The organism is Cupriavidus sp. 8B (assembly GCF_054589115.1).
This window is the reverse complement of sequence record NZ_BAAILO010000370.1, coordinates 33,182-58,384: the sequence shown is the minus strand read 5'-3', so window position 1 is coordinate 58,384 and position 25,203 is coordinate 33,182. Positions and strand designations below refer to the sequence as shown.

Below are 25,203 nucleotides of genomic sequence, written 5' to 3'. Positions count from 1 at the left end.
TGCGCTCCTCAGGCTGAAGTTGTTGGTACGAAGTTCTGCTTTGCATCTGAACACCTTACCCGAAGCAAGGTGTTGCACTTCAGATTTGAGGCCGCCGCGTGTATTCTGAAATCCGGCAAATTTTTTGTGCAGTGCAATGCGAGCTTTGCCTGCGGCAGACAGGCAATCCATCCCGGCCTGGAATCCTCGGCCGCGGGTCTTTGCCGTCACGGCCAGATCGGCATAGCGCCGAGTTGCATCGATGTCGAATGGCAAACCCCGATCGGAACCCGCCGCCGCAGATCCAGCAGGTAGTCCCCGAGCCTATTGATGTGCTCCCGCCGGTAGGGCGAGAGCACTTTGAGTACTTCGTATAGGGCGCGAGGCCGACTGGAATGGGGCCGCCCAGGCGAATCAACTGAAGTTGGACGCATGTCGCTTTCCTTCAACTCCGCAATGATTTGAACCCCGCGCGTAGCTCCGTCGCGAAGACCTCCGGCTGTTCCCAGGCGGCGAAGTGGCCCCCCTTTTCGAGCCGGCCGTAATGCACGAGCTTGGGATACGCGCGCTCTGTCCAGCTTCGCGGGGCCGTGTAGATCTCGTCGGGAAATGCGCTCACGGCGACGGGGATGGCGACCCCTTTCGGGGCGAAGAAGGCCAGCTTGCTTTCCCAATAGAGGCGGGCCGAGGAGACTGCCGTGTTCGTCAGCCAGTAGAGCGTGACGTTGTCGATTATGTCGTTTTGCGTCAGCCCCTCCGTCTGACCGGCAAAGACGCGTGAGATGAGCGCGTAACTGCGCGCGTCGTGGTCGAGCATCCAGGCAGCGAGGCCGATGGGTGAATCCTCGATCCCGTACAGGGTCTGCGGACGGTTACTCATCTCCTGGGCGTAGGCCAGGCCATGCTTATAGAAGAAGTCGAGCTGCTCGTACGCATATCCCTCGTCCGCCGAGAGGCCGGATGGTGGCGGGCCGCCGGACTGGAGCGCCTTCGCAATGTCGTCGGGGATGGTGGCAGGCATGTTGGTATGTATGCCGGCCAATTCCGGAGGCGCCAGGAGGGCCATCTGCTCCGTGACCGCATTCCCCCAATCGCCGCCTTGCGCTACGAATCGCGTGTATCCCAGGCGCTTCATCAGCACGACCCAGGCACGTGCGACGCGAATGGGGTCCCAGCCGAGCGTGGTGGGCTTGCCTGAAAACCCGTGGCCCGGCAATGACGGAATCACGACGTCGAAGGCGTCCGACGCGCTTCCCCCATGCGCCGTAGGGTTGGTCAGCGGTTCGATGATCTTCAACTGCTCGACGATGGAGCCGGGCCACCCGTGCGTGACGATGACCGGCAGCGCGTTGCGATGCTTCGAACGAACGTGGATGAAATGGATGTCCACCCCGTCGATCCTCGTCATGAATTGGGGCAGGGCGTTCAGCTTCGCCTCGAACTTGCGCCAGCTGTAGTCCGTCTGCCATGTGCGCGCGAGCTCGCGCATCGTGGCCAGCTGCACGCCCTGCGATGCATCCGTCACCAGTTCCCGCGACGGCCACTTTGTCGCGGCGATCCGGCGGCGCAGGTCCACAAGCTGAGCTTCGGGCACGCGGACGGTGAACGGGCGAACCCGTTCATCGTCGCTGGCCTGGCGCGGCACCGATGCCGCGGCGACGACAATTGCGTCTGTTCCGGAGGACGACATCGTCCTGGTGAAGTCAGGAAGGGCGAACGCGGAGGGGCTGACGATGAGCGCGGTTGCCGAGGCAATAAAGCGACGGCGAGACAATGGCGAGGCGATCGGTTTGTCGAGGTTCATGGAGGTATCCCTTGGAGACAGAAGACGGAAATCAAGCCAGATGTTCGGCGCAGGAGCTGCGGTCACTTCGACTGCTGCTCCGCGGCCGCGAAGATGGCATCCGCAACCTGCCTCGGCCTCGACAACTGCGGCACGTGGCTCGTCGGCAGTGTCACGACGTGGGCGGAAATCTTCTGCGCCATCGCTTTCTGCAGGGCAGGCTGGATCATGTGATCCTGCTCCGTGAGGACGTACCAGGACGGCCTGGTCTTCCATGCGGCGACAGTGACCTTCTCCTCGAAGCTTTTCCCACTGACGGGACCCTGGGTCGCGGCCATGATTCTGGTCTGGGCCGCCGGCACGTCCTGGGCGAAGTGCTTCGCCACTCCCTCGGCGCTTAGGGTCAGGAACCCCTCCTTGTCGGTGACGAGAAAGTTGGACCCATCGGGTGTCGGGTAGTCCTTGGCCAGGTCCGCCACCGACTGGCCTTCCGAAGGTGCGAACGCAGCCACATAGACCAGGGCCTTGACGCGCTCATGCTGGCCGATTTCGGAGATCACCACGCCACCCCACGAGTGCCCCACGAGCACGACCGGTCCGGTTTGCATGTCGAGCGCGCGGCGGGTGGCTGCCACATCGTCGGCCAGCGAGGTCAGCGGGTTCTGGACCGAGACGACGTTGAGGCCCTTGGCCTGGAGCAGCGGAACGACCTTGTCCCAGGCCGACCCGTCGGCAAACGCGCCGTGCACGAGCACGACCGTGGTTTTGCTGGCGTCCGAAGCAGGCCGAGGTGCCGTGCCCGCGGCGAACGCAACGCTGCTTACCGCGGCAGCAAGGACCGCAGTCCTGGTAAACATCTTCAATGTCTTCATGTGATTCCCCTCAAGGATTGAGCAGATCGCTCTAGCGCATTCACGCTGCGCGTTGGATGACTGGGAGTGCTCAGCGCAGCCGGCCTGCGGTGCGCAACACGGACGGCAATGTCAGCCGGTCTTCAGAGACGCAGGGCCTACCGGAAGTCTCCGGATCCGCTTGCCGGTCGCAGCATGGATGGCGTTGCCTTGGTTGGCACATAGAAGCGCCCAACCCGCGATGCGTGAACAGCTGTGTGCACCCGAGTAGGCCGCGGAGATAATTCAGACCTTGAGGACGGCCACACAAAGGGCCGCGCCGAACGCGTACGTTCCCAAAGCTGCGACGGCGCGGGCCGGATTGGGCATCGACATAGTGGGCCAGGCAAGCAGTGCAACCACCAGGAGCAGGCGGCAGGCTGTTGCACCTGCCATGCACCAGAGCTGCCAGTCAGGCGGATGCTGAGCGCCAAGGTACAGAAAAAGCACCGCGAAGAACGGCGCGTACTCCGCGGTGTTGCCGTGAGCGCGAACCAGCTTGGTTAGCAGCTGATCGGGCTCAGGGGTGTAGCCGCTCAGCACGCCGATCCGAGACCGCAGGACCGAGGTGGCGAACCCAAGCGCGAACAGGAGCAGACCCAGGACAGCAGTGCAGGCCAGTGCAATGTTGTTCATTCGATACCTCTTGCGTAGTCGATAGAGCTCATCTGGAAAGCCTTCATGTGAGTTGATTGACAGTTCTAGGATAGGGTCCTGGCCTACGGCCTGAATGACAAACTTCCCTCTTTTCAGGACAACATGAACGGAATCGGACTTGTAGTGTTCCCCGGCTTCCAGGTCCTCGACATGGCGGCCGCTTCGGTCTTCGAGCTGGCGAACCTCGAAGTGCCTTCTTCGTTAATCATGGGCTGTTCACGATGTCCGAGGCGCATCGATTGGCGCGCCAATCCCGATGTGGAAACAACTGACTGGAGAGCCCGTCGCGGGAGAACCGCACACCGGGTTCGGAGGGAGGGGACGGCGCTCGCCGTTTCCTACCCTATTCACTGGCCGGCAAGCGACGTAGTAAATGGAATGCCGGGCGGCCGTTGCCGACCTGTTGTGGTCCGTCGACCGGTGCAGGAGCGGCCACTCGAGACAGAGCCGTCTCAACTGTCCCAAGCAAAAAAGAGCGCCTCTGAAGCTCGTCAATATCTTGTCGGTTCAATGTCAATGAGTGAGTAGCTCCGGTCCCAGGTAGAGACCCTATTCGCCCTGGAGGAACGGCGAAATGTTCGCCATCGCGCGCGTCACGTAGGCCTCCTTCTCCCCCACCGGGGCGACATAGTGGATCGCGCTGCGTGCAGATTCGATACCTTCCAGTCGTGCGATGAACCAGGCCGCCAGATACTGTGATGACAGGCACCCGCCGGCGGTCGCGATGTTTCCCTTGGCCACGAGCGGTTGATTGAGCACAGCCACTCCCGCCTCCTCGACCCACGGCCTGGTGGTCAGGTCCGTGCAGGCCGGAACGTCGTCCAGCAGGCCCAACTTGGCGAGTATGAGCGTGCCGGAGCACTGCGCGCCCAGCAACTGGCGCGTCGGGTCGAACCTCAGTTGCGACATCAACGCGACATCGGCGACGACGTCCCGGGTCTGAATCCCACTGCCCACCAGCACCGCGTCGGCATCGCATGCATCTTTTAGAGACGCCTGCGCCTCCAGCACCACGCCGTTCATCGAACGCACTTTGGCCGCCGGACTGGCGATCGAAACCCGCCAGCCGGGCTTTTTGACCCGGTTGAGGATATTGAGCGCGATCAGCGAGTCGAGTTCGTTAAAGCCTTCGAAGGTCAGGATGGCGATGTGCATGGGGTCCTCGTGCGCGTGGAGACGTTGTATCGCACCATCGTAGAGCCGATAATCAATACATTCAAATAATTGTCATGGATACGTTCAGACATGCCTCAACCCCGCTACAAACAACTGGTCGACCGTCTCGCGGCCGACATCCGTGCGGGGCGCCTGCGTCCCGGGCTGCGACTGCCAACGCACCGCGATCTCGCGGCACGCGAAGGACTGGCGCTGGTCACGGCCACGCGTGTCTACGCGGAGCTGCAAGTCATGGGATTGGTGAGCGGCGAAACCGGCCGCGGCACGTTCGTCAAGGAGGCGCTCCCTCGCGGTCAAGGCATTGATCTGGAGGCTTGGAGCGCTGACACGGTGGACCTGAGCTTCAACTATCCCTCTTTGCCGGGTCAGGCAGACCTTCTCAGGGAAGCGCTGCGCCAGCTCGCGGCCGCAGGTGACCTGGAGGCCTTGCTTCGATATCAGCCCCACGGCGGGCGCGAGCACGAGCGGGCGACGGTGGCGCGCCACCTGGCCAGCCGGGGTCTGGCCGCATCGGCCGAAACCGCGTTGCTCGTGAGCGGTGCACAGCATGGGCTGACGATAACCGCCATGGCCTTGCTCGAGCCCGGCGACGTGGTTGCAGTGGACGCCCTGACTTACCCGGGATTCAAGCTCGCTGCCGAGGCCAATCGGCTGGAACTCGCGCCAATTCCCGCCGCCGGGCACGGCCCTGACCTGGACGCATTGACGGCCCTGTGCAGGCGGCGGCGTGTACGGGCCGTGTACACCATGCCGACGCTACATAACCCGCTCGGCTGGGTGGTGAGTGCAAGGCGGCGTCGGGAGCTTGTCGCCATCGCTCGACAACATGGACTGATACTGATCGAAGACGCCGCCTATGCATTCCTGGCGCAAGGCGCTCCACCTCCGTTGGCATCGCTTGCTCCGGAGACGACGGTCTATGTGTCGAGCTTGTCGAAGAGTGTCGCAACGGGTCTGCGCTTCGGCTTCGTCTGTGCACCGCGCGAATGGATTCCCAGGCTCGAGAGAGCCATCCGCGCGACGACCTGGAACACCCCGGCGACCATGACGGCTATCGCCTGCGGCTGGATCGAGGACGGCACCGTGGCCAGGCTTGAAGCCGACAAACGGCGGGATGCCACGCTGCGCCAGGGTCTTGCCACTGAAGTCTTGGGCGGGCTGAAACGGATCAGCCATCCCGCGTCGTACTTCGTCTGGCTTCCTCTGGCACAGGAGGTTCGCGCGGACGCGATCGCGATGGCGTTGATGCGCGAACGGATTTCAGTGTCGACGGCCCATCCGTTCTCGACATCTACTCATGTGCCTCACGCCATACGGTTGGCACTCGGCTCCGTCAGCTTGGCCACGCTCAGGCGTTCCCTGGAAGCAGTGGCCCGAGTTGTTGCCGATCAGACCTACTGACCGACGGACGCGACGGGCGCAGTCCGACTGGCGGGGTTTGCTGGCAATTCTTCTGCGGAGCACATTTGCCAGATTCCGCGCGTGGCTGCCGGGAGCGGACAGTGCATCGCAGAGTGTATCCATGACAATTATTTGAATGTACTGATTTTCGGTTTTACGATGGCGCCATAGCCCAGTTGGCCAGCATTGCCAAGGTGGTGAGGCGAGCAGCATCAACGCGAAGATTCGTCGGCCCGTCCAGGCCAGAGAGTTCATAGAACGGCGCTTGCCTGCCGGGAATCGGCTTTCTCCGCCGCTTCCCGTGGCCGCTGACAAGAATGACTTAAGCAGGCGATGCAGCGAACACGCTGAAGTAGGCCAATGCGCGGGGGGCCACCGATTCCAAATGGGGCCGTCGAGTGCTGCTGGGGTCAGTCCAAACTCAACCCGAGATGAAGGAGCTCAATTGAAATCGTCTGACAACTCTTTCTCGCGAGCGCGACGGCTGACCCGCGAGGCGGCCGACATGGCAGAGAAAACGGAGGGATCATGGATGACTTCCTGATTGCCTTCGGCGCGCTCTGGTTTGTGATCTGTTTGTACGCCGGCCTCGCGTACCACATCAGGGGGATTGGGCCCGACGTGGCACCTCACGGCAAGTCTCTTCCATGGATCCGCAAGGAGACCATCATGCCTACATACACTGTATCCGCCTCTGCGGCTTGCTATCCTCGCGGGCGAAGGAGGAACTCGCGGCAGCGATCGCTGCGGTGCATGACGAGGCCATCGGGGCGAATTCGTTCTTCGCGCAGGTGATGTTGCACTTGGGGTAGGGGCCGATCTCCAGCATCAACGCGACTTTGAGGTGTCGGGCCTGCGGGTGACGGTGCCGTCCACCGCGACGGTGAGCGGTACGCCAACACTGGGCGCCCGCGTGGAAGGGAAGGGGCGTGACCGTGAAATGGAATAGCGCAACGGTCTTCGACAATGCAACCCTGCCACGGGCGCCGACGATCTCGCGGCCGGCACCGCGCCGCAGCCGTTACTGGGCTGCCCTACGATGAGGTGCTCAACCGCGCCAGCATCAATGGCTCAGCCGGCTGCCCGGCACCGTCCGCGTCACCTTCCTGTGTCCGTTGGACATTCTCGATCGCATGGGGACTGGCCGTCCGGTACGCGAAAAGTACCAATTGCAATGATGGCGAAATCGATCAGAAGATACAGGTCGATCTGGAGGCCGCGCTACGGTGCGCGGCGCGTAGGCAACGTTCGTCGAGATGGCTACGGAAGCTGTGCAACCGGCTCAGCTTGCCACTGACTGCAATGGTGCATCGGACTTTACGGTGCATTCCCAGCGCTCGGCGCGATGCGCGCCGTCGCAGTATGGCTTGCAGGCCGACTTGCCGCAGCGGCACAGCGAAAAGATGCCCTGATGAGGATAGTGATTGCCATCGGCATCAATGAGATCAAATTCTCCGGTCACGTGGAGGGGGCCGGAATTCATCACACGGATTTTTGCAGTGGACATGACTTATCTCTTAAGTGATATCAAGCATCTTCGATCGGCGTTGGCAAGGGCGCGCGCGGGCAACTGACGAATTCTGCGGCCGTATGCGACGAGTCGCAAAATGGTGGTCGCAGCGTGCGACCACAGCGGCAAAGCAAGCACGATTTGCGGCGACGAAACGCCATGCCGGCGTCGTCTACCAGGTCAAAATCCCCCGTGACTTGCAGCGGGCCATCGTCGGTCAAGGTAATTGTGGTGGTCATGGGAATCGTCGAATAAAAGAAAAGATTCAAGCGTCGAGCGGCGTCTGTCGACTGTCCGGATGGACAGCGTCGACAGGCTCTCCAAGCGCATGGAACTGACCGCGACTGCACACAAGCGGCCGGTCGTCGGTGCGATGAAGCTTGAGCACTTCGCCGACGAGAATCGTGTGGTCACCGCCATCGTAGGCCGCCCAGCGGCGGCACACAAACCAGCCCATCGTTCCGGTGAGCACCGGCGCGCCGAGCTGCCATATGTAAGGGGGCGTCCAGCGCTTGCTCATGCGATTGGCGAAGTAATGGCCATGAAAGGCCTGGTCTTCGCTGAGGATGTTGATCGTGTAAAGGCAATCGTCGCACAACAGCGCATGCGACTTTGCCGTCTTGGCGACGCTCACTGCGACCAATTGGGGCTGGACCGAAACGGCGGCGAACGAGCTTGCCGTCATGGCGTGCATGCCGCCATGGCCGTCAGCCATTGAGATGACCGTCACGCCAGTCGTGAAGGCGCGCAGCCCTTTGCGGAATTCTTCAGGATCGATGGATACGGTATCAGTCACTTTATGGTCTCCTTGTTCGCCTGCGGCAGGGCGGAATACCCAATCGTCGCAAGCCGGAGAAGGCGTGACAAGCCGGGGCGGCGCAACTGCGTGTTCCGGTGCCGGAACGGGGGCAATCCACGCGCTAACGGACCCCGCTCGGAAACCCTCATTGACGACTGTTGCGGCACACTTGTAGGCTGTTCAGCCGCCGTGAGGCCGTTGCTCAAACGGTTTGCTTCCTTCCGTCCCTGGACGTGTCTCCGCCTACGGATGCGCCAGGAGACCAACTGCTTGTCCCAAGCCTATCTATGATCGAGTTGGTAGACATTCGCGTTTTTGCGAAGATTTGCGAATTGATGAGCGTCAGTGCGGCCGCCGAGGTGTTGGGCATGCCGAAATCGACCGCGAGTCGCAGTCTGACGCGGCTTGAGACGCACCTCGGCGTGGCCTTGCTGTACCGTTCGAATCGCAAGCTTGCACTGACCGACACGGGTCTGCTGTTCGCCGAGGACGCGCGCAAGATCCTCATGGACGTGGAAGAGGCCGAGCAGAAGGTCGGCCAGATTCGTCATACGCCGCGCGGATTGCTGCGTGTGAGCGCGCCGGTTACGCCAGGCCAGTGGATGATTGCGCCGCTGGTCGCCGACTATCTGCGGTTGTATCCGGAAGTGCAGGTCGCCTTGTCGCTGACGAGCCACAAGATCGATCCGATGGCCGACGAATTCGACGTAGTCATCCGTACGGGCGCCCTCGAGGATAGCGGGCTGGTGGCCAAGCGTCTCGGCACGGTATCGCTGAAGCTGCTTGCGACGCCGGCCTATCTCGACACGCACGGTGCGCCCAAGACGCCGGCAGATCTCGCGCAGCACTCGTTGCTCGACATCTATTCGGGCAACCTCGAATGGCGCCTGCACGATGGCGGGGACGTCGAGACCGTCCACGTGCACACGCGCTTCTCGGCAAACGATACGAGCACGATTCGCACAGTCCTGCTCGGTGGTCTCGGTATCGGCTGGTTACCCGACTACCTTTGCCAGGAAGACCTCGCGTCGGGCCGGCTAGTGCACGTGCTGCCACAGTGGAGCCGTGGCGACCGCGACATCCATGCCGTGTTTCCGCGCCATCGCACGGTCTCGCCGAAGGTGCGTTCCTTCATTGATTTCCTTAGTGAACGTTTCCGATATGAGGGCTCTCGCTGAGCGCGCTTGCACGGTGCAGGGGAGCCCCGTTAGTCGCTGCCAGGTCAGTGAGCGGCCGTCGCTCGGCCGCATTCGGACAATGTGGGGCGGTCAGGCCGCCTTGAACGAGATGGTCTTGGTGTAGGTGAATTCTCGCATGCCTTGCACACCGAATTCGCGACCGTAGCCTGAGCGGCGAATGCCGCCAAACGGTGCCGCGCTCAACATTGTCCCCGCGCCTCCGTTGATTGATACGCCGCCCGTGCGGATTTGCAGCGCGAGTTCGTAGGCGCGGCCGGTGTCTGCGGAGTAAACGCTCCCGCTCAGTCCAAAGCGACTGTCATTAGCGATGCGAATTGCCTCCTCGTCCGTATCGAAACCGAGCACCGAGCCGACAGGACCGAATACTTCTTCCTGGGCGATGCGGAAGTCGGAGCGGACCTCGTCAAACAGAGTCGGTTCGTGAAAGAAGCCCTTTCCGAGATGTTTGGGCCGCTTGCCGCCGGTAACGAGCCGCGCGCCTTCCGCCGTCGCAATAGCGACGTACTCCTCGGTGCGCGAGCGCTGAGCCGCCCGAATCAGCGGCCCCATATGCACCGCGGGATCGGCCGGGTTGCCAATGGTCAGGGCGCGTGCCATCGCCGCAACCTTCTCTACATATGCCTTCCTGACCGAGTTGTGGACAAGGTGCCGGGTAAGCAGCTGGCAGCCCTGCCCGCTATGCGCGGTGAAGCCGCGCAGTCCTTCCCGCGCGGCGGCATCCAGGTCTGCATCGGCGCGCACGATCATTGCCGACTTTCCGCCGAGTTCGAGCACTATGCGCTTGAGCGTGCCGGCCGTTTGCCGCTGGATCGCTTCGCCAACGAGATCCGAACCGGTAAAACTCACCATGTCAACGCGCGCATCGGTGGTCAGCACCTCTCCGACGTCCTTCCCGCCCGTGACGATATTGAGAACGCCCTTCGGCAGGCCAACCTCGGCGGCAATCTCGCCGAGCACCAACGCCTCGATCGGCGTATAGGGGGAGGGCTTCAACACCACCGTGCAGCCTACGGCCAGCGCGGGGATGATCTTGCCTATGTTGAGGAAGAACGGCACGTTATATGGCGTGATCGCAACCACAACGCCTATTGGCTCGCGCACCACGGCAGCGGTGCCAAGATGCCTTGCGCCGCCCGGCGTCGCGCTGATTTCCGGCGCAACGGCCGTGACGGTATCGCTGTCGCAGTGATCGACGATGAACTGCGCGTGCTTCATCGGGATGCCGAATTGCTGGTTTTGCGCGAGGACGACGGTGGCGCCGGCTTCGGCAACGATCAGGCTGCAGATTTCCTCGCGGCGTCCGTGCACGGCATTCAGGAACTGCTGCAGCTTGATCTTGCGTTCGTGCACGCTCATCTTCGGCCATGGGCCGTGGTCGAAAGCCCGGCGCGCCGCGGCGATTGCTGCCGACGCATCGGCGGGCGTGCCGACAGGCGCGCGCGCGATGAGCTGTTCCGTGGCAGGATTGATCACGCCTTCGGAGTCGGCCGTTGCGTGCCACTCTCCGTCGATAAAGAGGGCGCGCGAGTTCTTTAATTGCAGCATCGGGATTCTCCAGTAGTTGCCTTCAGGGGTTTCGATTCGGAAGTGCCGCGGGCCATCTCAGGCCGATCTGATTTTCTCGGCCGCCAGTTCGCCGATGAGTACACACGGCGCCATGGTGTTGCCGGTTGTGATGTCCGGCATGACGGAACCATCCGCAATGCGCAGGTTCGAGATGCCATAGACCCTCAGGTCGCCGTCGACGACGGACATGGCATCGCGGCCCATCTTCGCGGTGCAAGATGCATGGCCGTATGAAGTCACGCCATTGCGGATGAAATCCGCAAGATCGGTCCGGTAGATCGAGCCGGGCAGGATCTCCCGCTTCGCGAACGGACGCATTGCCGGTGAATTGCCGATCTCGCGGCAGAGTTCAGTTGCGAACCTGAGGATCCGCATTTCCTCCGGATCGCCGAGCGGATTCCAGTCGAGGTCGATCGTGCCGCTCGGGCTTGCGGCGCGCAGCTTCAGGCGGCCCCGGCTTTTCGGCCGGATAATCGATGGAGAAAGGGACCACGCGTTCGGCACGGCATAGGAAGCGTGCTTCTCGGTCAGGTGCGGCACTTCAATCAGGAAAGGCTGGATATCGGGCGCGGTTGCCCTGCTGTCGCTCTTCCAGAAGAAGGTGGCTTCGGCCTTGTTGTTGTTAGGCGTGAACGCCTGGGGCGCTTCCCACAGGCAAGTAGCGACCAAGGTGTGATCCTGGAAGTTCGGCCCGACCCCAGGCAAATGGACCTCCACCTCGATGCCGAGCCGCTTCAGCTCCGCTTCGTCGCCGATGCCGGATAGCATGAGCGTGCGCGGCGTATTGAATGCGCCCATCGAAAGCACGATTTCGCGGGATGCGTTCACGCTGATCGTACTCCCCCGCCATTCGAACTCGACGCCGACCGCTTGCTTTGCCACGATCTTCACGCGCTGGACCGTGGCTGCCGTGAGAACGGTCAGGTTGGCCTGGTCCATCACCGGATAGAGATAGCTGGTCGGCATGTTTCGGCGCCGCCCATCCTTGACAATCAGGTTGGCGAGCGCGGCGCCACCGCTGCCTTCCATCATCGAGCCGTTGTGATCATCGAACGTCGGGATGCCGGCCAACGCCGCACCCTCTAGCATCGCCGTGGCGAGGGGGCAGGGATTCTGCGCCGTCTGGACCCACACGGGCCCTCCGGTGCCGCGTCGCCCGGCATCCGGCATGCCTTGCCAGTCCTCCGCCTTGCGGTAGAGCCTGAGTGCGTTGGCATAGTTCCATGCCTGATCACCGGAGGCCAGCGCCCACGCGTCGAAATCCGCTTGATGGCCGCGGGCCCAGACCATGGTATTGACACTGCTGCCACCGCCAAGCACCTTGCCCATCAACTGGACCAGGCTGCGGCCGTTGATGTCCGCCGCCGGCTTTACGTTGTATTGCCAGAAGAGTTCATTGAAGCGCACGACCGGGTAGGAACTCGCGAAGATGATGCTCGACAGATCATCGCTTCCGCCCGCTTCCAGAAGCAGCACCGTCACATCCGGATCTTCGGCCAGCCGGCGGGCGACCACCGATCCCGATGAACCCGAGCCACAGACGATGTAGTCGTAGCGATCACGCCGTGCTTCCTGTTGCCAGCGCTGATTCTCGCCCGCTGCGATCGCCTTGTCGGCCATCCCCGCGGCCGCGGTGGCAGTGATCTCCCCAAGCTTCGTGGCTGCCGCCACGAACTGTTCGCGGTCGATCGATCCGCGCATGGCCTGCGCCTCCAGCGCATCGAGTGATCCGACCCGCGGCCCATCCAGTTTCTCCGTGCTCATATCGTTTGCCTCCTCGCGACCCTTGTGCCTGTCGGACGTGCGGTGTCTTCCACATTTCCCCTCAACGGTGGGCATCTTCCTTGACGAACAGCATGCAGATCAGCCCAAGCAGCGGGCCGATGGCCAGCGTGCAAAACGCTGCCGCGAAGGAGTTGCTCTGCTGGAACGCCGCGCCGACGGCGACCGGAGCCAGCGCGGAGCCCGACTGCCAGAACGCATTTGCAATGCCGGCGGCGGACCCGGCCATCTCCGGCCCGCCTTGTTCAGTGATCTGCGTGACCAGGAGCGGGGCGGAGATGAACGCGCTGACGCCTAGCAGCGGCGCACCGATCATGAAGGAAGTGAGGCTCGACAACTGACCAAAGACCAGCAACATGAGGCAAAAGGCGCCAAGCGATCCGACAGTAAGCGCCTTGCGCCTTCCCCCCAGGCGGTCCGATAGCCAGCCGATAGCAGGATTGCTTAGAAGTCCTGCAACGCCGACGATCGAGAGGACAAAGCCTGCCTGCACCGAGGGGATGCCATGGCCTTTGACCATCAGGGAAATGGCCCATGACATGAGGCCGAGCGTGCCCCAGAATCCACAGCAGCCGGCCAGCGCGAGCAGCACGAAATTCCGGGTGAAGAGCGCGGACATGCGGGGCCTCCCCGGTTGAAGCAAGGACAATGCCGATTTGCCGCCGTGCGGGCTCTCGCGTACCACGAGCGCGCAGAGCAGGGCTACAGCCACGACGCAGATGCCGAGGCCGTGATACGCATAGCGCCATCCATATCCCGCCACCATGGTCGGCAGTAGCGCGCTGGTAACGATGACCGCAATTGAACCCGACGTCATCAGCAGCCCTACGGCGCGGCCCCTCTCGCGCCTGTCGAACCACGAGGACACCAGCTTGATGCCCGCCGCGTAGTCGGCGCCGGCGGTCAGGCCCATGATGACTTGCAGAATCAGTCCGACGCGCAGCGATGCCGTGAAGCCGAAGCAGAACGTCGCAATGGCCAGGGCGAACAGGGAAATCGACATCGTCGTTCTTCCGCCGACGCGGTCCGTAATGATGCCGCCAATCGCATTCGAGAGGACATAGCCAACATAGAAGGCGGTGACAAACACACCCAGCGCGGCGATCGGCAGTGCCAGTGATTGGCCGACCGATAGCGCGAGCGTGCCGAACGAAAACCTGCAGATGGTCCCGGTCAGCAGGGCCGCCCAGGAAAAGAAGAGGATGACCCAGCGGAAGGGGGCGGCGACACCGCCCGGTGCTTCCGCCAGCGTAGGAACCGTGGTTTGCATTTCTGCCTCCGAATCTTGATCTTGTAGGGGTGGCCCGTTTGTGCAGTACGGCAGCCTGCTGCATCATCGCGTGGAATGCCGGCAGGCAGAACAGAGCCGGCGGCAAAACCATGTTCCTGAAACGGAGCGAGATTGCACCACTAGTTCCGGAACTGAAGGGCGAGTCGGAGGAGGCTTGTACTCATCCATGGAGCGGGAAGAGGGCGCCCGCTCTCCAATCCTTGCGGGCGGGCGAACGCTGTTCCAGCCTGGGAACACCGTTTTCGGAAAACCATCCTTCGAGCATGGCAAATTCGTTGCATCATGATGACGATCAGTGCGCGATCACGCCGACGTGCGACGCGCCCAGTACACAAGACACCTCGCGCACGGAGACATGCGATGACTACCAATTTGCTCACCCCCTATCATCCACTCGCTGAGGCCCCCCCTTCGGGAAGGCTCCGCTGGCTGGTCCTGCTGATCGCCTGGGCGGCGCTCGTCCTGTCCACCGCCTGCCGTCTCGCCTGGGGCTCTCTCGCCATTCCGCTGGGCCAGTCCTTGTCGCTGCCGCTCGTGGCTCTCGGCATGTTTGTCACGGCGTTCTATTTCGGCTACGTGCTGTCCAACATGGTCTGCGGCTTTGCGACGGATCGCGTCGGCGGCCGCATCGCGTTGTCGACGTCGCTTCTCGGGCTCTCGGTCGCGACGTTTGGCTTCTCCTACACGCCATCACTGGCTGTCGGCCTCGTACTGCAGGCGCTCATGGGCCTGACCGCCGGCGCCGATTACGCAGCCGGCGTGAAACTCATCACCGTGTGGTTCGAGAAGCACGAGCGAGGTCGTGCCTTCGGATTCTTCATGAGTGCGTCGTCGGTGGCGGTTATCGTGACCAATGCGGTCCTGCCGGCATTTGTCGAGGCATACGGCTGGCGCAACGGCTACCGCGGGCTGGGCGTGCTCGCGTTGGTGTTCGCGCTGATCTGTGCCATCGCCGTGCGCGACAGGCCAAGTGCCGGCGGCGTCGTGGCGCTCGGCGAAACGATTGGCCAGGCCGGCGAGGCCGGCGGTTTGCGTACGCGCATTGGCGCGCTGATGACGCGCAATTTCCTGCTGCTGGCGCTGGCCGGTTGCGGCGCATTCTGGGGCACTCTCGGGTTCTCGTCATGGGCGATCCCGCTGATGGTCAAAGGCTACGCCATCCCCGCGGTGCAGGCGGGCTTCATCGTGGCGATGGCGGGCGTCGCCGGGCTGTTTGCCAAGCCGACGGTCGGCTGGCTATCGGACCGGCTTGGCGCAAGGCGCAAGGCGCTGACCGTTGTCTCCTTGCTATTCTTCAGCGCAATGCTGCTTGTATTCGGGCAACTCCATGACGTGACGGCGTTTCGAATCGCCGCTCCCTTCATCGGTGTGGGCGCCTTTATCTACAGCCCGTTGCTAGTGACGATGGTCGCCGAGCAGGCAGGACTTGCCAAGGCCGGCTCAGCCGCCGGCGTTGCCAATGCAGCGTGGCAATTGGGGTCCGCGCTGGCCCCTGCATTCGTCGGCTTCGTGTTCCAGGCGACGAGTTCGTTCTTCTCCGCGTTCGCGGTACTCGCAGCAGGACCATTGTGCGGGGCAATCTGCATGGCATTCGTCAAGGAGCGCCAGGGCACCGACGAGCGCCGCAGTAAAGAATAGGCCAGGCGAACCTTGGATCGCGCCGCCGCGCATAGACTTTCAGGCAAGGAGTTCAACAATGAAGCATGTCACGCAGACCTTCGATACGCCGTGGACCTCGCATCAGATCGAGGGATCGAAGGGATTCGAGTTTATTTTCAACATTCTCGGCAACGAGTACACAGACGCCTACAACCTGGATATCGTGCGGGTCGCGGTCGGTGGCTATTCGCCGCTGCACATCGATCCCGATAACCATGCGTTCTACATCATCAGTGGCGAGGGAGATATCGACATCGCCGACTCCTGTCACCATGTGCTTCCGGGTGCGGTGGTGCGTATTCCGCGGGGTGTCGTGCATGCGATCCGCAACAGGGGCGACTCGGAGCTGGTGTTGCTGACTATCTACGACCCGCCACGCGTGCGCGCGAAGAAGGACGGGGTCGTCATACCCGTTGATCAGGCGGATCCCGATTGACCCTATCCGGTGTTCGGCCGAATGCGCCAGGGTGGCCGGCGCAGCCGGCGGGATTCCGCATGACATCCCGCAAAGGCAGCGCCGCCGCACCGGCCGGCGCTGCCTGTTCCAGCGCTGCGTAGCTGCGCTCCCTCGCTCCCTCGCTGCCGAAACACCGTAAAACAAGCACTACGACGGACACTTCGGCCCGCTCGCAGAGGGCTCCAAGGCTAGCAACTTGGCCGAAGAACGTCGCCATCCTGTGCTCGCCAGACGGGCATCCGGCACGTCGGCACGCCGCCTCCTGGATGCAGGCACTGCGAGTACCGCTTGATTTTGTGAGTCACCGGCTCGTCCGTGCCCTCTGATTCTTCGACCTGGCTTCTCTAATACTTGGTAGCTCCATCCATCCTGTCAAAGGCGCCGAAACTGGACAGCGCGCAGGCAATTCGCACTGACATTGGATAGACCCGGTATGCGGGCGCCGCCAGAATGGGACCGCAATCCATGCCCACTGTCGCTACTGAAAGGAGATAGGCGCCATGCATGCCACCGAGGAGATACTGCGTCCGATCAATAGGATGGACAACGACACTGTCGTGTTCCCCCACGATGACGGTTCGCGAATCCCATACAAGGTCTTCAGCTCGCAAGCGGTCTATGAGCGGGAGCAGGAGCGCATTTACCGCGGTCCCACCTGGAACTTCGTGGCTCTCGAAGCCGAGATCCCGAACCCGGGCGACTTCAAGAGTACCTTTGTCGGCGATACACCGGTCGTGGTTACGCGGACCCCGGAGGGCACGCTGGCTGCGTGGGTTAACCGATGCGCTCACCGTGGCGCGAGCGTTTGCCGCAAGGCGCGTGGCAACGCGACATCGCACACTTGTGTATACCATCAGTGGAGTTTCGATGCCTCGGGCAGTTTGCTGGGTGTCCCCTTTCGCCGCGGCCAGAAGGGCATGACGGGCATGCCGGCGGATTTCGATCCCAAAGCACATAGCCTGAAGCAACTGCGCGTCGACAGCTACCGCGGCGTCGTCTTCGCAACCTTCAGCGAAAGCGTGGCACCGTTGCCCGAGTACCTCGGCGCCGAGATGCGGCCCTGGATCGACCGCATATTCCACAAGCCCATCGAATACCTTGGCTGCACGCGCCAGTACTCACGGTCGAACTGGAAGCTCTACATGGAGAACGTGAAGGATCCCTACCACGCGAGCATGCTCCACCTCTTCCATACCACGTTCAATATCTTTCGCGTCGGCATGAAGGCGCGCTCGATTCCGGACGCCTCCCACGGGCTGCACAGCATCATCACGGTGACCAAGAACGGCGAGGACACCTCGGCGGCATACAAGCAGCAGAACATCCGTTCGTTCGACGAGGGTTTCAGTCTGGAGGACGATTCGATCCTGGCGCTGGTGCCGGAGTACGAGGAAGACACGACCAACCATATCCAGCCGATCTTCCCGCAGTTGGTGATCCAGCAAATCCACAACACGCTGGTGGCTCGCCAGCTGCTGCCGAAGGGGCCGAACAATTTCGAGCTGGTATTTCATTTCTTCGGCTACGCCGACGATACCCCGGAGATGCGTGAGCTGCGCGTCAAGCAGGCCAACCTGGTCGGCCCGGCCGGGTATATCTCGATGGAAGACACCGAAGCCACGGAGCTGGTGCAGCGCGGTACGGCGCGCGACTCGGACGCGACCTCGGTGATCGAGATGTCGCGCGGCAACCCCGACCAGCAGGACACAGTGATTACCGAAAGCCTGATCCGCAAGTTCTGGGTCGGCTACCAGAAGTTGATGGGCTATTGAAAAGGCGGTGAAGTGATGGACATGAAACTGTGGTTCGACCTGTACATGTTGCAGAACCAATACATCAATGCGCTGGACAACGACCGGCTCGAGGACTGGCCCGCCTTCTTCACGGAAGACTGCCTCTACGAGATCGTGCCGCGCGAGAACGCGGATGCCGGCCTGCCGGTTGGCATCATCTACTGTAGCAACCAACGGATGCTGCGGGATCGCGTGGTGTCCCTGCGCAACGCGAACATCTTTGAAGAGCATAGCTACCGCCATATGGTGTCGGGCCTGGTGATCCTGAACCAGTCAGCCGACGTGGTGGAGACGCAGAGCAGCTACATCGTCGTGCAGACCCGCACCGACGGGGAGTCTTTCGTCTACCAGGCGGGACGCTACCTGGACCGGGTCGTGCGGCGGGACGGGCAGTGGCGCTATGCCGCCAAGCGCGTCATCTATGACACCTCGCGCGTGCAGACCCTGCTCGCCACCCCGATCTGAACCGGAGGCCGTATGAGTGAACTGGATTGGCACGACGTCGGTGCCGAGGACGACTTCTCCCTCGACGAACCCGCGCAGGTGGTGGTCAAGGCGCAGCCGGTGGCCGTCTTCCGCGTGGAAGACGGCTGGTTCGCGCTGCACGACCTCTGCTCGCACGGTCATGCACGCCTGTCAGAAGGCTTTGTCGAGAATTGCCGGGTGGAATGCCCGTTGCACCAGGGCCTGGTCGACCTGCGTTCGGGGCAGCCGTGCTCGGCGCCGATCACCGAACCGGTACGTACCTACCCGATCCGGTTGGTCGGCGGCCGCGTGCAAATCGCCGCGGCCGGCGGGCAATAGCTGGCACGGTGCGAATGGGAGACAGGATATGACAAGGTTTGTGATTGTCGGAGCCGGCCAGGCCGGCCGGCGCGCCGCCGAATGCTTGCGTGCGGCGGCGCCGGACGCGAGGATCTGCGTCGTGGGCGAAGAACTGCATTTACCCTACGACCGGCCATCGCTCTCAAAAGATGCGTTACTGGATGGCGAGCGCGAGGTTCATGCCTTCATCCGCGACGAGGCGTTTTATGCTGGCGAACGGATCGAGTTGCGTCTTGGCGTCCGCGTGATCGCTATCCATCGCGCGGAAATGGCGGTGGAACTATCCGACGGCAGCAAGATGCCATATGATCGCCTGCTGCTTGCCACCGGCTCACGCGTGCGCACGCTGACCGGCTCCGGCGTCTACTACCTGCGGACGCTGGACGACGCCAGGGCACTGCGGCAACGCCTGCTACCCGATACGCGCGTTGCTATTGTCGGGGCCGGATTCATCGGGCTTGAGGTAGCGGCGACGGCCATTGCGCTTGGCTGCAAGGTCACCATGCTGGAGCCGGCCGAACGGGTGCTCAAGCGCACGATGCCTCCGGCGATCAGTTCCTATGTGGGCGAAATGCACGTGCAGCGCGGCGTAGCGCTGCGCCTGGGCACGGAAGTGAAGGGTGTTGCCAGTCATGAGCACGGGGTCCGGATCGATACCAATGGCGAAGCGCTCGTTGCGGACCTTGTGGTCGCGGGAATCGGCGTGATCCCCAACACCGAACTGGCCGAAGCCGCCTGGCTGGAGGTCAACGACGGCATTGTCGTGGACGAGCATTGCAGGACGTCGGATCCGCACATCTTTGCCGCGGGCGAGGTCACGCGCCACTACATTACGGCACTCGACCGGGTGGCCCGCGTCGAATCGTGGCAGGTGGCCGAGAAGCAGCCGGCCGTCGCGGCTGCGAACATGCTTGGCGGCAGCGAGCGGTATGGCGAAGTGCCGTGGCTCTGGTCGGATCAGTACGATTGCAACATCCAGACGCTGGGCTTCTTCGATCCGTCCCTCACGCTCGTGGAGCGGGGTCGCCCGCAGGACGATGCATTCACCGTTTTGGGGCTCGATACGTCGGGACGCATCCGTGCCGCGGCAACCATCAACAATGGCCGCGACATGGCCGCGCTGACCAGGCTGCTGAATACGGATGGCCTGGATTCACAGCGGATCGCGGATCCTTCAGTATCACTGCGCTCGCTGATTCGGCGCTGATCGTCATTCAGGCAGGCATGTCCTGCACGGCGTCATTGCCACGCCGTGCATCTGACGCTGCTGCGTCATCTCTCCCGAATGTCTCAAAGGCAGTGCGGATTCCGCGGGATACTCGCGGCTCCTGCGCACAAGGCAGGCCGGCCAAACAGCCCGGCCGCACCAACCCGAGAAGCTGGTGCGGCCGCAAGCGCGGAGCCTGAGCATCCTGTCAGAATCCGCGCGTTGTCGGAAGCCAATCAGGCTTCGACGCGAATCCGATGGACCTCGGATGTCCTCACGCTGGTACTGTCGCGCAGCAGCGTGAAATCAAAGTCGATCTTCTGGAAAGGGCCATCCAGTCCGAACTGGCCAGCCTCATCCGCTTCGGCCTTGCGCATCGACGGCACCAGGCCCTCGCGGGTGGCAAACGCGAAGTCATCCCACAGGTAGGGATCGGCAGCGATATTGATCTGGGTGGTCAGCTTGCGATGGCCGGGTGCCGAGATGAAGAAATGGATATGGGCCGGACGATTTCCGTGGCGCCCGAGCAGGTCGAGCAATTGCTTGGTCTGGCCTTCCGGCGGCACACTGTAGCCGACGGGAACCATGCTCTGGAAGCTGTACTTGCCTTCGGCATCGGTGACGATGGTGCGGCGCAGGTTGAACGGAGCCTGCGACTTGTCGAAGTAGGAGTAGTTGCCGAGATGGTTGGCGTGCCAGACCTCGACAACGGCGCCGACGATCGGCTGGCCGCCTTCATCGTACACGCGCCCGTCCATGATCAACGGCTCACCCGGCGTAGTGCCATCGTCCAGCTTCGCGTGACCTTCGCTGCGCGGTGCGCCGGCAACATACAGCGGACCTTCGATCGTGCGGGGTGTGCCGCCCGTCAGTCCGGCTTTGGCCTCTGCTTCATCCATGCGCAGGTCGAGGAAGTGTTCGAATCCAAGGCCCGCGGCGATCAGGCCATACTCGCCGCTCTGGCCAGCCTGCGTCAAATAGTTGAGCGCGCTCCAGAATTCGTCTGGGGTCACGTCCAGGTCTTCGATCGTGTAAAAAAGGTCGCGCACAATACGATTGACCACTTGCTTTGCGCGCGGGTTGCCTGCGCCTGCCGACGTGTCGTTGATTTTTTTCAACAGTGCATCGATCGACTCTTTGTTCATTTGGATCTCCTTTGTCATCAATTTGTGGGGCAAGGCGAGCCGTCAGTCACGTCGCCATCGGCCGGGAGTAACGGTCAGCCAGCTTGTCAGCCTCCGATTCCGCTGGGGGCTGGCGAGCGTCGCAAGCCTTGCGGCGCAGTTGCACCTCCGCGGCCCATGCACCTTCATTTTCGGCGCATACGTGAATTATTTGAGAAGCGAAGTGCAGGGTCTATCCGTTAAGTGTCGGGCGGCGGTTTCTCTATCCGGATGCGGCATGTATTTCCCTTCATGTCCGTGCTGCGGGTTCAGCAAGAGAGGCTTCGCAGTCATATTCGTCGCGCCGGGTTTCATGCAATGAAATCGATTAATCATTGCAGTGCATGATCGAAAATATTTGCGCCGTTATAGTGCATTTTCGGTCGATATTTTGGCTCTCATCGGGATATTGTCGAGCGTGTGTCCTATGGCAATATCGTGTATATTCGAAAGATGCTTTAGGCTTAAACGTTATGGAATCGCGGGGTGAATCATGACACCATTTTTCCGGACGGGTGCTTTGCGCGCTTACCGTCTTTTCGAATCGTTCGACCTAGACGAAACCCGTGAACGTATTTCAGCAGTCATGCAGCCACACGCGCTCATACCTAACGGCCGTACCGCTGGGTGCTCCCGTATGGATTTCATCAAGATCGGTGGGCTGGGACTCGGGTCGATCGCGTTTGGCGACGCCATGCGGGTCGAGGTCGAGGCAATCGATGGCTATTACCTGCTGATGTTCTGTGTATCCGGAGAAGCGCAGGTCGACACGCTGGGGCGAACGATTCGGGTGGATCGCGAGAACGGCATTCTCTGTCCGCCAGGGCAGGGGTTCGGCGCTTCGCTGTCGCCGGATTGCGAGCAGTTTGTCCTGCGTATCGACCCCGCCGCCCTGGCCGCTCAGACAGGATGGACGTCGCCATCGCTTCCCCACGGCATAGCGCTTGCGAGCCCACCATTGAGCGGGTGGTTGCAGCAGCTTCAACTGGTGACAAGCTCGCCGGAGCTCCTGGTGTGCGCCAGTGAGAATCCCGGCGTTGCAAGGCAACTCGAACTGCTGCTGCTCGAGTTGCTGGCGGTCGGGCATGAGGGGACGGTGAGCTTGGTCAGGCACGGGGCACCTTCACCCGGCTTTGTCAAGCGGGCGGAGGAGTTCATTACCGAACATCGCGCGGAGAGGCTTCAACTCGAGGATATATCCCGGGCAGTGGGCGTAGCCGCCAGAACGCTGCGTGACGGCTTTCAGCAATTCAAGGGGACCAGCCCGATGCAATACCTTCACGCGGTCCGCCTCGAGCGTGCCCAGCAGGTTTTGCGTTCCACGCCGACAGGCGTCCGTATTGCCGATGTCGCGCTCGATTGCGGATTCACGCATCTCGGCAGGTTTTCCATTTCCTACAAGGTAAGATTTGGCGAGTCGCCATCGGAAACGCTCAGGAAATCCCGGGCGAGCTAGATGATAACTGCGTAGTTGGAGCGGCGTGAACGGGGACCGTTGACGCCGCACCGGAAGGAGCGGCCGGCCCGTCAGGATGGAAGACGCCTCGCCAGGGCGAGCGAACCGGATCGGGAAGGCGACCTAGTTCAATTGGATCTTTCGACTATCGACCACCGGTCTCCACCGTGCCAGGTCGTCACGCACAGTGGATGCGAACTGCTCCGGCGTGGACGCTACCACTTCCATATACTGCGTGGCCAGTTTCGACCTGACCCCCGGCTCCTGAAGCACACGCGAGATCTCTTCGCGCAGGCGGGTAACGATCGCGGCGGGCATGTTTGCTGGCGCAATGATTCCCATCCACGAGCTTGCATCGATGCCAGGAATGCCAGCCTCCTTCAGAGATGGGACAGTTGGAAGAAACCCGGATCTTTCGCCGGTCGCCACAGCGAGCGCCCTGATCTTCCCTGATTTCAGTTGTGGCAAGAGTGCCTGCGCTGGCAAACACGCCATGTCAACTTCTCCGGCAACAAGGGCCATCACGGCCTGGGGTGTCCCGCTATAGCTGATCGGCGCTATTTCCGTCCCGCTTTGTGAAGCGACCGACTCCATGCACAGGTGATTGATCGAGCCGACTCCAACCATGGCGTAGTTGTATTTTCCGGGCTCGCCACGCAGTAGGTGGATCAGCTCGCCTACGTTTTCCGCGGCCAAGGAACCCCTCACGACCAGCACGTTTGGCTGTTTGACCGCAACGGAAATAAGAGACAGATCCTTGGCGGGATCATAGGATAGTTTGGCGTTCAGGAGACGATTCAGGACCAGGGGGCCAGGAGGCGAGATGCCGATGATGTAGCCACCAGGGTCTGCCTTGGCGACGGCATTCACCGCGATTGAGCCGCCCGCACCGGGCTTGTTATCCACAACGACAGCCTGACCTAGACGTGTCCGAAGGCCTTCGGCAAGTATTCGGGCAAAGATGTCCGGTGTAGCACCGGGAGTCGAGGGTGCGATCAGTTTGATTGGATGTTCAGGCCAATCCGCTGCCCGCACCGGCAGTGCGCCAATACACCAAATGGCAATAAAGGCGGCCTGCAGCCGCCTTCGCAAAAGAGCATTCGATTCCATCCACATTTCATGGCTCCTGTTTACCTTCCGTTGTTGGGAGGCATCGGTAAAGCGCGCTCCCGGTATAGGTTCATTGGCCGGGCCAGCGCGTCTTTTCCCGGCTTCGTATCCCTATTTGCGGCTGCGCGGAGGGTCATAGATTGCCAGGAGTACAAGTGTCGATGCGCTCTCGTTCCTGACCTCGTGAGGCACACCCGGCAAGATCTTGACGACCGAACCAGGTCTCACATGATGTACTTCGTCTCCGATCGTGATGCATGCTTCGCCCTCAAGTATGAAGAACGCATGGCGCGCCTTGTCGATATGCGAGGCAGAGTAGCCGCCAGGCGCGACGCGCACCAGGTCGACGCTGTACGCATCGGTGTACTCCGCGCCGATGATGCTGGGCATTAGCTCGTAGCCCCGGAGGGTATCCGCTTCGAACGCGCACCATTGCGCAGAATCAGTATGCAATACGGGGGGCATTTGTCACCTTTGCAAAGGGTATGGATGAATTAGTCAATTGTTTGTCGGCATTGCGTTTCGAAATAATGACAACAGAGAAGAAGCTGAAAAAAGCTCTCAGAAAACGTGCTTGATTCCGAGCGTGGCGGTCGTGGACCTGGGATTACCAGGGCCAACCGAATTTGCCGGCCGCTGAACGCCTCCGCTTCCCAGTGCGTATTGCGATCCGTTTCGGTTGTCGATCGTGCCGAGGGAGCCATAGATCAGTGTTCGGCGGGAAAAGCTGTACTCCCCGCCGATGGCAATCCAGGTCGCGTTCCGGTTGCCGGGGTCCACCTTGTAGCTGGAGTGATCATTGACTCTGACGATCTGGGCAATTGCGCTGAACTTTCCGATTGGAATCCGAACCCCGAGATTGGCCAGCCGGAAGTCGCTCGCGGACGTTCCCGTTACTCCCCCAGCGCGCGCCAAGGTGCCGGTACATGTTGAGCATGCGTTCTTTTCATCGGTAAAGCCCGCGTAGAATTTCGCGAAGCCGGCGTTGTAGCTGCCGCCGATAGTGAACGAGTTGATGGCGCCGCTTGCCCCCGTTCCGCTGTTCTGCTTGCCCCATGCGGCGTTCAGGTCGAAAGGTCCGTCAAGGTACCTGGCTGATAGTCCGTACACATCACCCAACTCGGCGGACCTCTCTCCGGGGGCGAACAGTGCGGTAAAAGCTACGGTTTTCCATTCCTCGGGCGAGTAGTACTTGATGGCGTTGTCGACGCGAGCCGTTACGACTTGCGGAAGGACCTGTTGAGTGGTCGCGCCACTGCGCGTCAGCGCGATGAAGCCTCCGCCGCCCATCCAGTAGAAGGCATCGACGTTCGCGTTGGTAAGGGAAACCGGTGTTGGCTGACGACCTAGAAGAAGGGTGCCCACCTCTTTTTTGGCCAGACCGACCGCCGCTTCGCGTCCGAACAAGCGCCCCCCCTGGCCCAGCGTGCCGTCATCGGCGCCGAAACCGCCGACGAGCCGGAACGTGGCACTGAGGCCCTGCCCGAGGTCCTCGGTACC

The 25,203-nt window shown here is 61.9% G+C and carries 23 protein-coding genes and 1 pseudogene; 9 read left to right on the top strand and 15 right to left on the bottom strand.

The genetic code is table 11. The features are described 5' to 3' along the window. The 5 genes and pseudogenes from ACYP5B_RS34600 to ACYP5B_RS34580 form a co-directional block, all read right to left on the bottom strand. Positions 1–255: pseudogene (locus ACYP5B_RS34600) on the bottom strand (hypothetical protein); the annotation flags it as partial. A 169-nt stretch (positions 256–424) separates the two neighbouring features. Then, positions 425–1,783 carry an epoxide hydrolase family protein gene (locus tag ACYP5B_RS34595; protein ID WP_459572644.1) on the bottom strand — a complete coding sequence of 453 codons (1,359 nt, stop codon included), beginning with the start codon at positions 1,781–1,783 and terminating at the stop codon, positions 425–427. 62 nt (positions 1,784–1,845) lie between these two features. Next, the gene (locus ACYP5B_RS34590; protein WP_459572643.1) at positions 1,846–2,634 is read right to left on the bottom strand and encodes an alpha/beta fold hydrolase; all 789 of its coding nucleotides are present in this window, start codon (positions 2,632–2,634) and stop codon (positions 1,846–1,848) included. A 264-nt stretch (positions 2,635–2,898) separates the two neighbouring features. Further along, positions 2,899–3,288, bottom strand: a complete 390-nt coding sequence (locus ACYP5B_RS34585) for an MAPEG family protein (protein ID WP_459572642.1) — start codon at positions 3,286–3,288, stop codon at positions 2,899–2,901. A 570-nt stretch (positions 3,289–3,858) separates the two neighbouring features. After that, complete coding sequence (locus ACYP5B_RS34580; protein ID WP_400096833.1) at positions 3,859–4,464, bottom strand: DJ-1/PfpI family protein; 606 nt, start codon at positions 4,462–4,464, stop codon at positions 3,859–3,861. A gap of 90 nt (positions 4,465–4,554) precedes the next feature. Here ACYP5B_RS34580 and ACYP5B_RS34575 point away from each other — a divergent pair, with 90 nt between their 5' ends. Next, positions 4,555–5,886 carry an aminotransferase-like domain-containing protein gene (locus tag ACYP5B_RS34575; protein ID WP_459572640.1) on the top strand — a complete coding sequence of 444 codons (1,332 nt, stop codon included), beginning with the start codon at positions 4,555–4,557 and terminating at the stop codon, positions 5,884–5,886. A gap of 1,282 nt (positions 5,887–7,168) precedes the next feature. On the opposite strand, the gene ACYP5B_RS34570 is transcribed toward ACYP5B_RS34575, so the two are convergent. The 3 genes from ACYP5B_RS34570 to ACYP5B_RS34560 are packed head-to-tail and all read right to left on the bottom strand — an operon-like array spanning position 7,169 to position 8,192. Continuing rightward, complete coding sequence (locus ACYP5B_RS34570; RefSeq protein WP_459572639.1) at positions 7,169–7,393, bottom strand: CDGSH iron-sulfur domain-containing protein; 225 nt, start codon at positions 7,391–7,393, stop codon at positions 7,169–7,171. Between the two features lie 20 nt (positions 7,394–7,413). Further along, complete coding sequence (locus ACYP5B_RS34565) at positions 7,414–7,635, bottom strand: CDGSH iron-sulfur domain-containing protein (protein WP_318238551.1); 222 nt, start codon at positions 7,633–7,635, stop codon at positions 7,414–7,416. A gap of 26 nt (positions 7,636–7,661) precedes the next feature. Next, positions 7,662–8,192 (bottom strand): flavin reductase family protein, encoded by a 531-nt coding sequence (locus tag ACYP5B_RS34560; RefSeq protein WP_459572637.1) that lies wholly within the window; start codon positions 8,190–8,192, stop codon positions 7,662–7,664. A 290-nt stretch (positions 8,193–8,482) separates the two neighbouring features. Here ACYP5B_RS34560 and ACYP5B_RS34555 point away from each other — a divergent pair, with 290 nt between their 5' ends. Continuing rightward, a complete protein-coding gene (locus ACYP5B_RS34555; protein ID WP_459572636.1) occupies positions 8,483–9,373 on the top strand; it encodes a LysR family transcriptional regulator in 891 nt (296 codons plus the stop codon). A 90-nt stretch (positions 9,374–9,463) separates the two neighbouring features. Here the strand turns inward: ACYP5B_RS34555 and ACYP5B_RS34550 are convergent, their stop codons facing one another. From ACYP5B_RS34550 to ACYP5B_RS34540, 3 genes are all read right to left on the bottom strand, one after another. Continuing rightward, complete coding sequence (locus ACYP5B_RS34550) at positions 9,464–10,939, bottom strand: aldehyde dehydrogenase family protein (protein ID WP_459572635.1); 1,476 nt, start codon at positions 10,937–10,939, stop codon at positions 9,464–9,466. Between the two features lie 57 nt (positions 10,940–10,996). Next, entirely contained in the window at positions 10,997–12,724 is a 1,728-nt protein-coding gene (locus ACYP5B_RS34545) for a GMC family oxidoreductase (protein ID WP_459572634.1), read from the bottom strand. Between the two features lie 61 nt (positions 12,725–12,785). After that, positions 12,786–14,012: an MFS transporter gene (locus ACYP5B_RS34540; RefSeq protein ID WP_459572633.1), complete on the bottom strand. Its 1,227-nt coding sequence runs from the start codon at positions 14,010–14,012 to the stop codon at positions 12,786–12,788. Between the two features lie 303 nt (positions 14,013–14,315). On the opposite strand from ACYP5B_RS34540, the gene ACYP5B_RS34535 reads away from it, so the two are divergent. The 6 genes from ACYP5B_RS34535 (at position 14,316) to ACYP5B_RS34510 (ending at position 19,974) form a co-directional block, all read left to right on the top strand. Next, positions 14,316–15,671: an MFS transporter gene (locus tag ACYP5B_RS34535; RefSeq protein WP_459572632.1), complete on the top strand. Its 1,356-nt coding sequence runs from the start codon at positions 14,316–14,318 to the stop codon at positions 15,669–15,671. A gap of 58 nt (positions 15,672–15,729) precedes the next feature. After that, a complete protein-coding gene (locus tag ACYP5B_RS34530; RefSeq protein WP_459572631.1) occupies positions 15,730–16,128 on the top strand; it encodes a cupin domain-containing protein in 399 nt (132 codons plus the stop codon). Positions 16,129–16,649: 521 nt separating this feature from the next. Further along, complete coding sequence (gene andAc / locus ACYP5B_RS34525) at positions 16,650–17,921, top strand: anthranilate 1,2-dioxygenase large subunit AndAc (protein WP_459572630.1); 1,272 nt, start codon at positions 16,650–16,652, stop codon at positions 17,919–17,921. A gap of 15 nt (positions 17,922–17,936) precedes the next feature. Further along, on the top strand, positions 17,937–18,407 hold the full coding sequence (gene andAd / locus ACYP5B_RS34520; protein WP_459572629.1) for an anthranilate 1,2-dioxygenase small subunit AndAd: 471 nt from the start codon (positions 17,937–17,939) through the stop codon (positions 18,405–18,407). A gap of 12 nt (positions 18,408–18,419) precedes the next feature. Continuing rightward, positions 18,420–18,746 carry an anthranilate 1,2-dioxygenase ferredoxin subunit AndAb gene (andAb, locus tag ACYP5B_RS34515; RefSeq protein WP_459572628.1) on the top strand — a complete coding sequence of 109 codons (327 nt, stop codon included), beginning with the start codon at positions 18,420–18,422 and terminating at the stop codon, positions 18,744–18,746. Positions 18,747–18,774: 28 nt separating this feature from the next. Further along, positions 18,775–19,974 carry an NAD(P)/FAD-dependent oxidoreductase gene (locus tag ACYP5B_RS34510; RefSeq protein WP_459572627.1) on the top strand — a complete coding sequence of 400 codons (1,200 nt, stop codon included), beginning with the start codon at positions 18,775–18,777 and terminating at the stop codon, positions 19,972–19,974. 236 nt (positions 19,975–20,210) lie between these two features. On the opposite strand, the gene catA is transcribed toward ACYP5B_RS34510, so the two are convergent. Next, on the bottom strand, positions 20,211–21,119 hold the full coding sequence (gene catA / locus ACYP5B_RS34505; protein ID WP_459572625.1) for a catechol 1,2-dioxygenase: 909 nt from the start codon (positions 21,117–21,119) through the stop codon (positions 20,211–20,213). A gap of 511 nt (positions 21,120–21,630) precedes the next feature. Here catA and andR point away from each other — a divergent pair. Continuing rightward, positions 21,631–22,593, top strand: coding sequence for an anthranilate 1,2-dioxygenase regulatory protein AndR (andR, locus tag ACYP5B_RS34500; protein ID WP_459572624.1), 963 nt, complete (start codon positions 21,631–21,633; stop codon positions 22,591–22,593). A gap of 123 nt (positions 22,594–22,716) precedes the next feature. Here the strand turns inward: andR and ACYP5B_RS34495 are convergent, their stop codons facing one another. The 3 genes from ACYP5B_RS34495 to ACYP5B_RS34485 form a co-directional block, all read right to left on the bottom strand. Next, complete coding sequence (locus ACYP5B_RS34495; protein ID WP_459572622.1) at positions 22,717–23,703, bottom strand: Bug family tripartite tricarboxylate transporter substrate binding protein; 987 nt, start codon at positions 23,701–23,703, stop codon at positions 22,717–22,719. Positions 23,704–23,814: 111 nt separating this feature from the next. Further along, positions 23,815–24,093 carry a cupin domain-containing protein gene (locus ACYP5B_RS34490; RefSeq protein WP_267602619.1) on the bottom strand — a complete coding sequence of 93 codons (279 nt, stop codon included), beginning with the start codon at positions 24,091–24,093 and terminating at the stop codon, positions 23,815–23,817. 171 nt (positions 24,094–24,264) lie between these two features. Then, a partial coding sequence (locus ACYP5B_RS34485; protein WP_459572621.1) for a porin occupies positions 24,265–25,203 on the bottom strand: 939 nt, incomplete at its 5' end.

Coding starts and splice junctions, on each gene's coding strand:
- catA (WP_459572625.1), bottom strand. CDS start 21,119: ATGAACAAAGAGTCGATCGATGCACTGTTGAAAAAAATCAACGACACG.
- ACYP5B_RS34535 (WP_459572632.1), top strand. CDS start 14,316: ATGATGACGATCAGTGCGCGATCACGCCGACGTGCGACGCGCCCAGTA.
- ACYP5B_RS34590 (WP_459572643.1), bottom strand. CDS start 2,634: ATGAAGACATTGAAGATGTTTACCAGGACTGCGGTCCTTGCTGCCGCG.
- ACYP5B_RS34555 (WP_459572636.1), top strand. CDS start 8,483: ATGATCGAGTTGGTAGACATTCGCGTTTTTGCGAAGATTTGCGAATTG.
- ACYP5B_RS34575 (WP_459572640.1), top strand. CDS start 4,555: ATGCCTCAACCCCGCTACAAACAACTGGTCGACCGTCTCGCGGCCGAC.
- ACYP5B_RS34565 (WP_318238551.1), bottom strand. CDS start 7,635: ATGACCACCACAATTACCTTGACCGACGATGGCCCGCTGCAAGTCACG.
- ACYP5B_RS34540 (WP_459572633.1), bottom strand. CDS start 14,012: ATGCAAACCACGGTTCCTACGCTGGCGGAAGCACCGGGCGGTGTCGCC.
- andAb (WP_459572628.1), top strand. CDS start 18,420: ATGAGTGAACTGGATTGGCACGACGTCGGTGCCGAGGACGACTTCTCC.
- andR (WP_459572624.1), top strand. CDS start 21,631: ATGACACCATTTTTCCGGACGGGTGCTTTGCGCGCTTACCGTCTTTTC.
- ACYP5B_RS34580 (WP_400096833.1), bottom strand. CDS start 4,464: ATGCACATCGCCATCCTGACCTTCGAAGGCTTTAACGAACTCGACTCG.
- ACYP5B_RS34490 (WP_267602619.1), bottom strand. CDS start 24,093: ATGCCCAGCATCATCGGCGCGGAGTACACCGATGCGTACAGCGTCGAC.
- ACYP5B_RS34570 (WP_459572639.1), bottom strand. CDS start 7,393: ATGTCCACTGCAAAAATCCGTGTGATGAATTCCGGCCCCCTCCACGTG.
- ACYP5B_RS34595 (WP_459572644.1), bottom strand. CDS start 1,783: ATGAACCTCGACAAACCGATCGCCTCGCCATTGTCTCGCCGTCGCTTT.
- ACYP5B_RS34545 (WP_459572634.1), bottom strand. CDS start 12,724: ATGAGCACGGAGAAACTGGATGGGCCGCGGGTCGGATCACTCGATGCG.
- andAd (WP_459572629.1), top strand. CDS start 17,937: ATGGACATGAAACTGTGGTTCGACCTGTACATGTTGCAGAACCAATAC.
- ACYP5B_RS34550 (WP_459572635.1), bottom strand. CDS start 10,939: ATGCTGCAATTAAAGAACTCGCGCGCCCTCTTTATCGACGGAGAGTGG.
- ACYP5B_RS34495 (WP_459572622.1), bottom strand. CDS start 23,703: ATGGAATCGAATGCTCTTTTGCGAAGGCGGCTGCAGGCCGCCTTTATT.
- ACYP5B_RS34585 (WP_459572642.1), bottom strand. CDS start 3,288: ATGAACAACATTGCACTGGCCTGCACTGCTGTCCTGGGTCTGCTCCTG.
- ACYP5B_RS34510 (WP_459572627.1), top strand. CDS start 18,775: ATGACAAGGTTTGTGATTGTCGGAGCCGGCCAGGCCGGCCGGCGCGCC.
- ACYP5B_RS34530 (WP_459572631.1), top strand. CDS start 15,730: ATGAAGCATGTCACGCAGACCTTCGATACGCCGTGGACCTCGCATCAG.
- andAc (WP_459572630.1), top strand. CDS start 16,650: ATGCATGCCACCGAGGAGATACTGCGTCCGATCAATAGGATGGACAAC.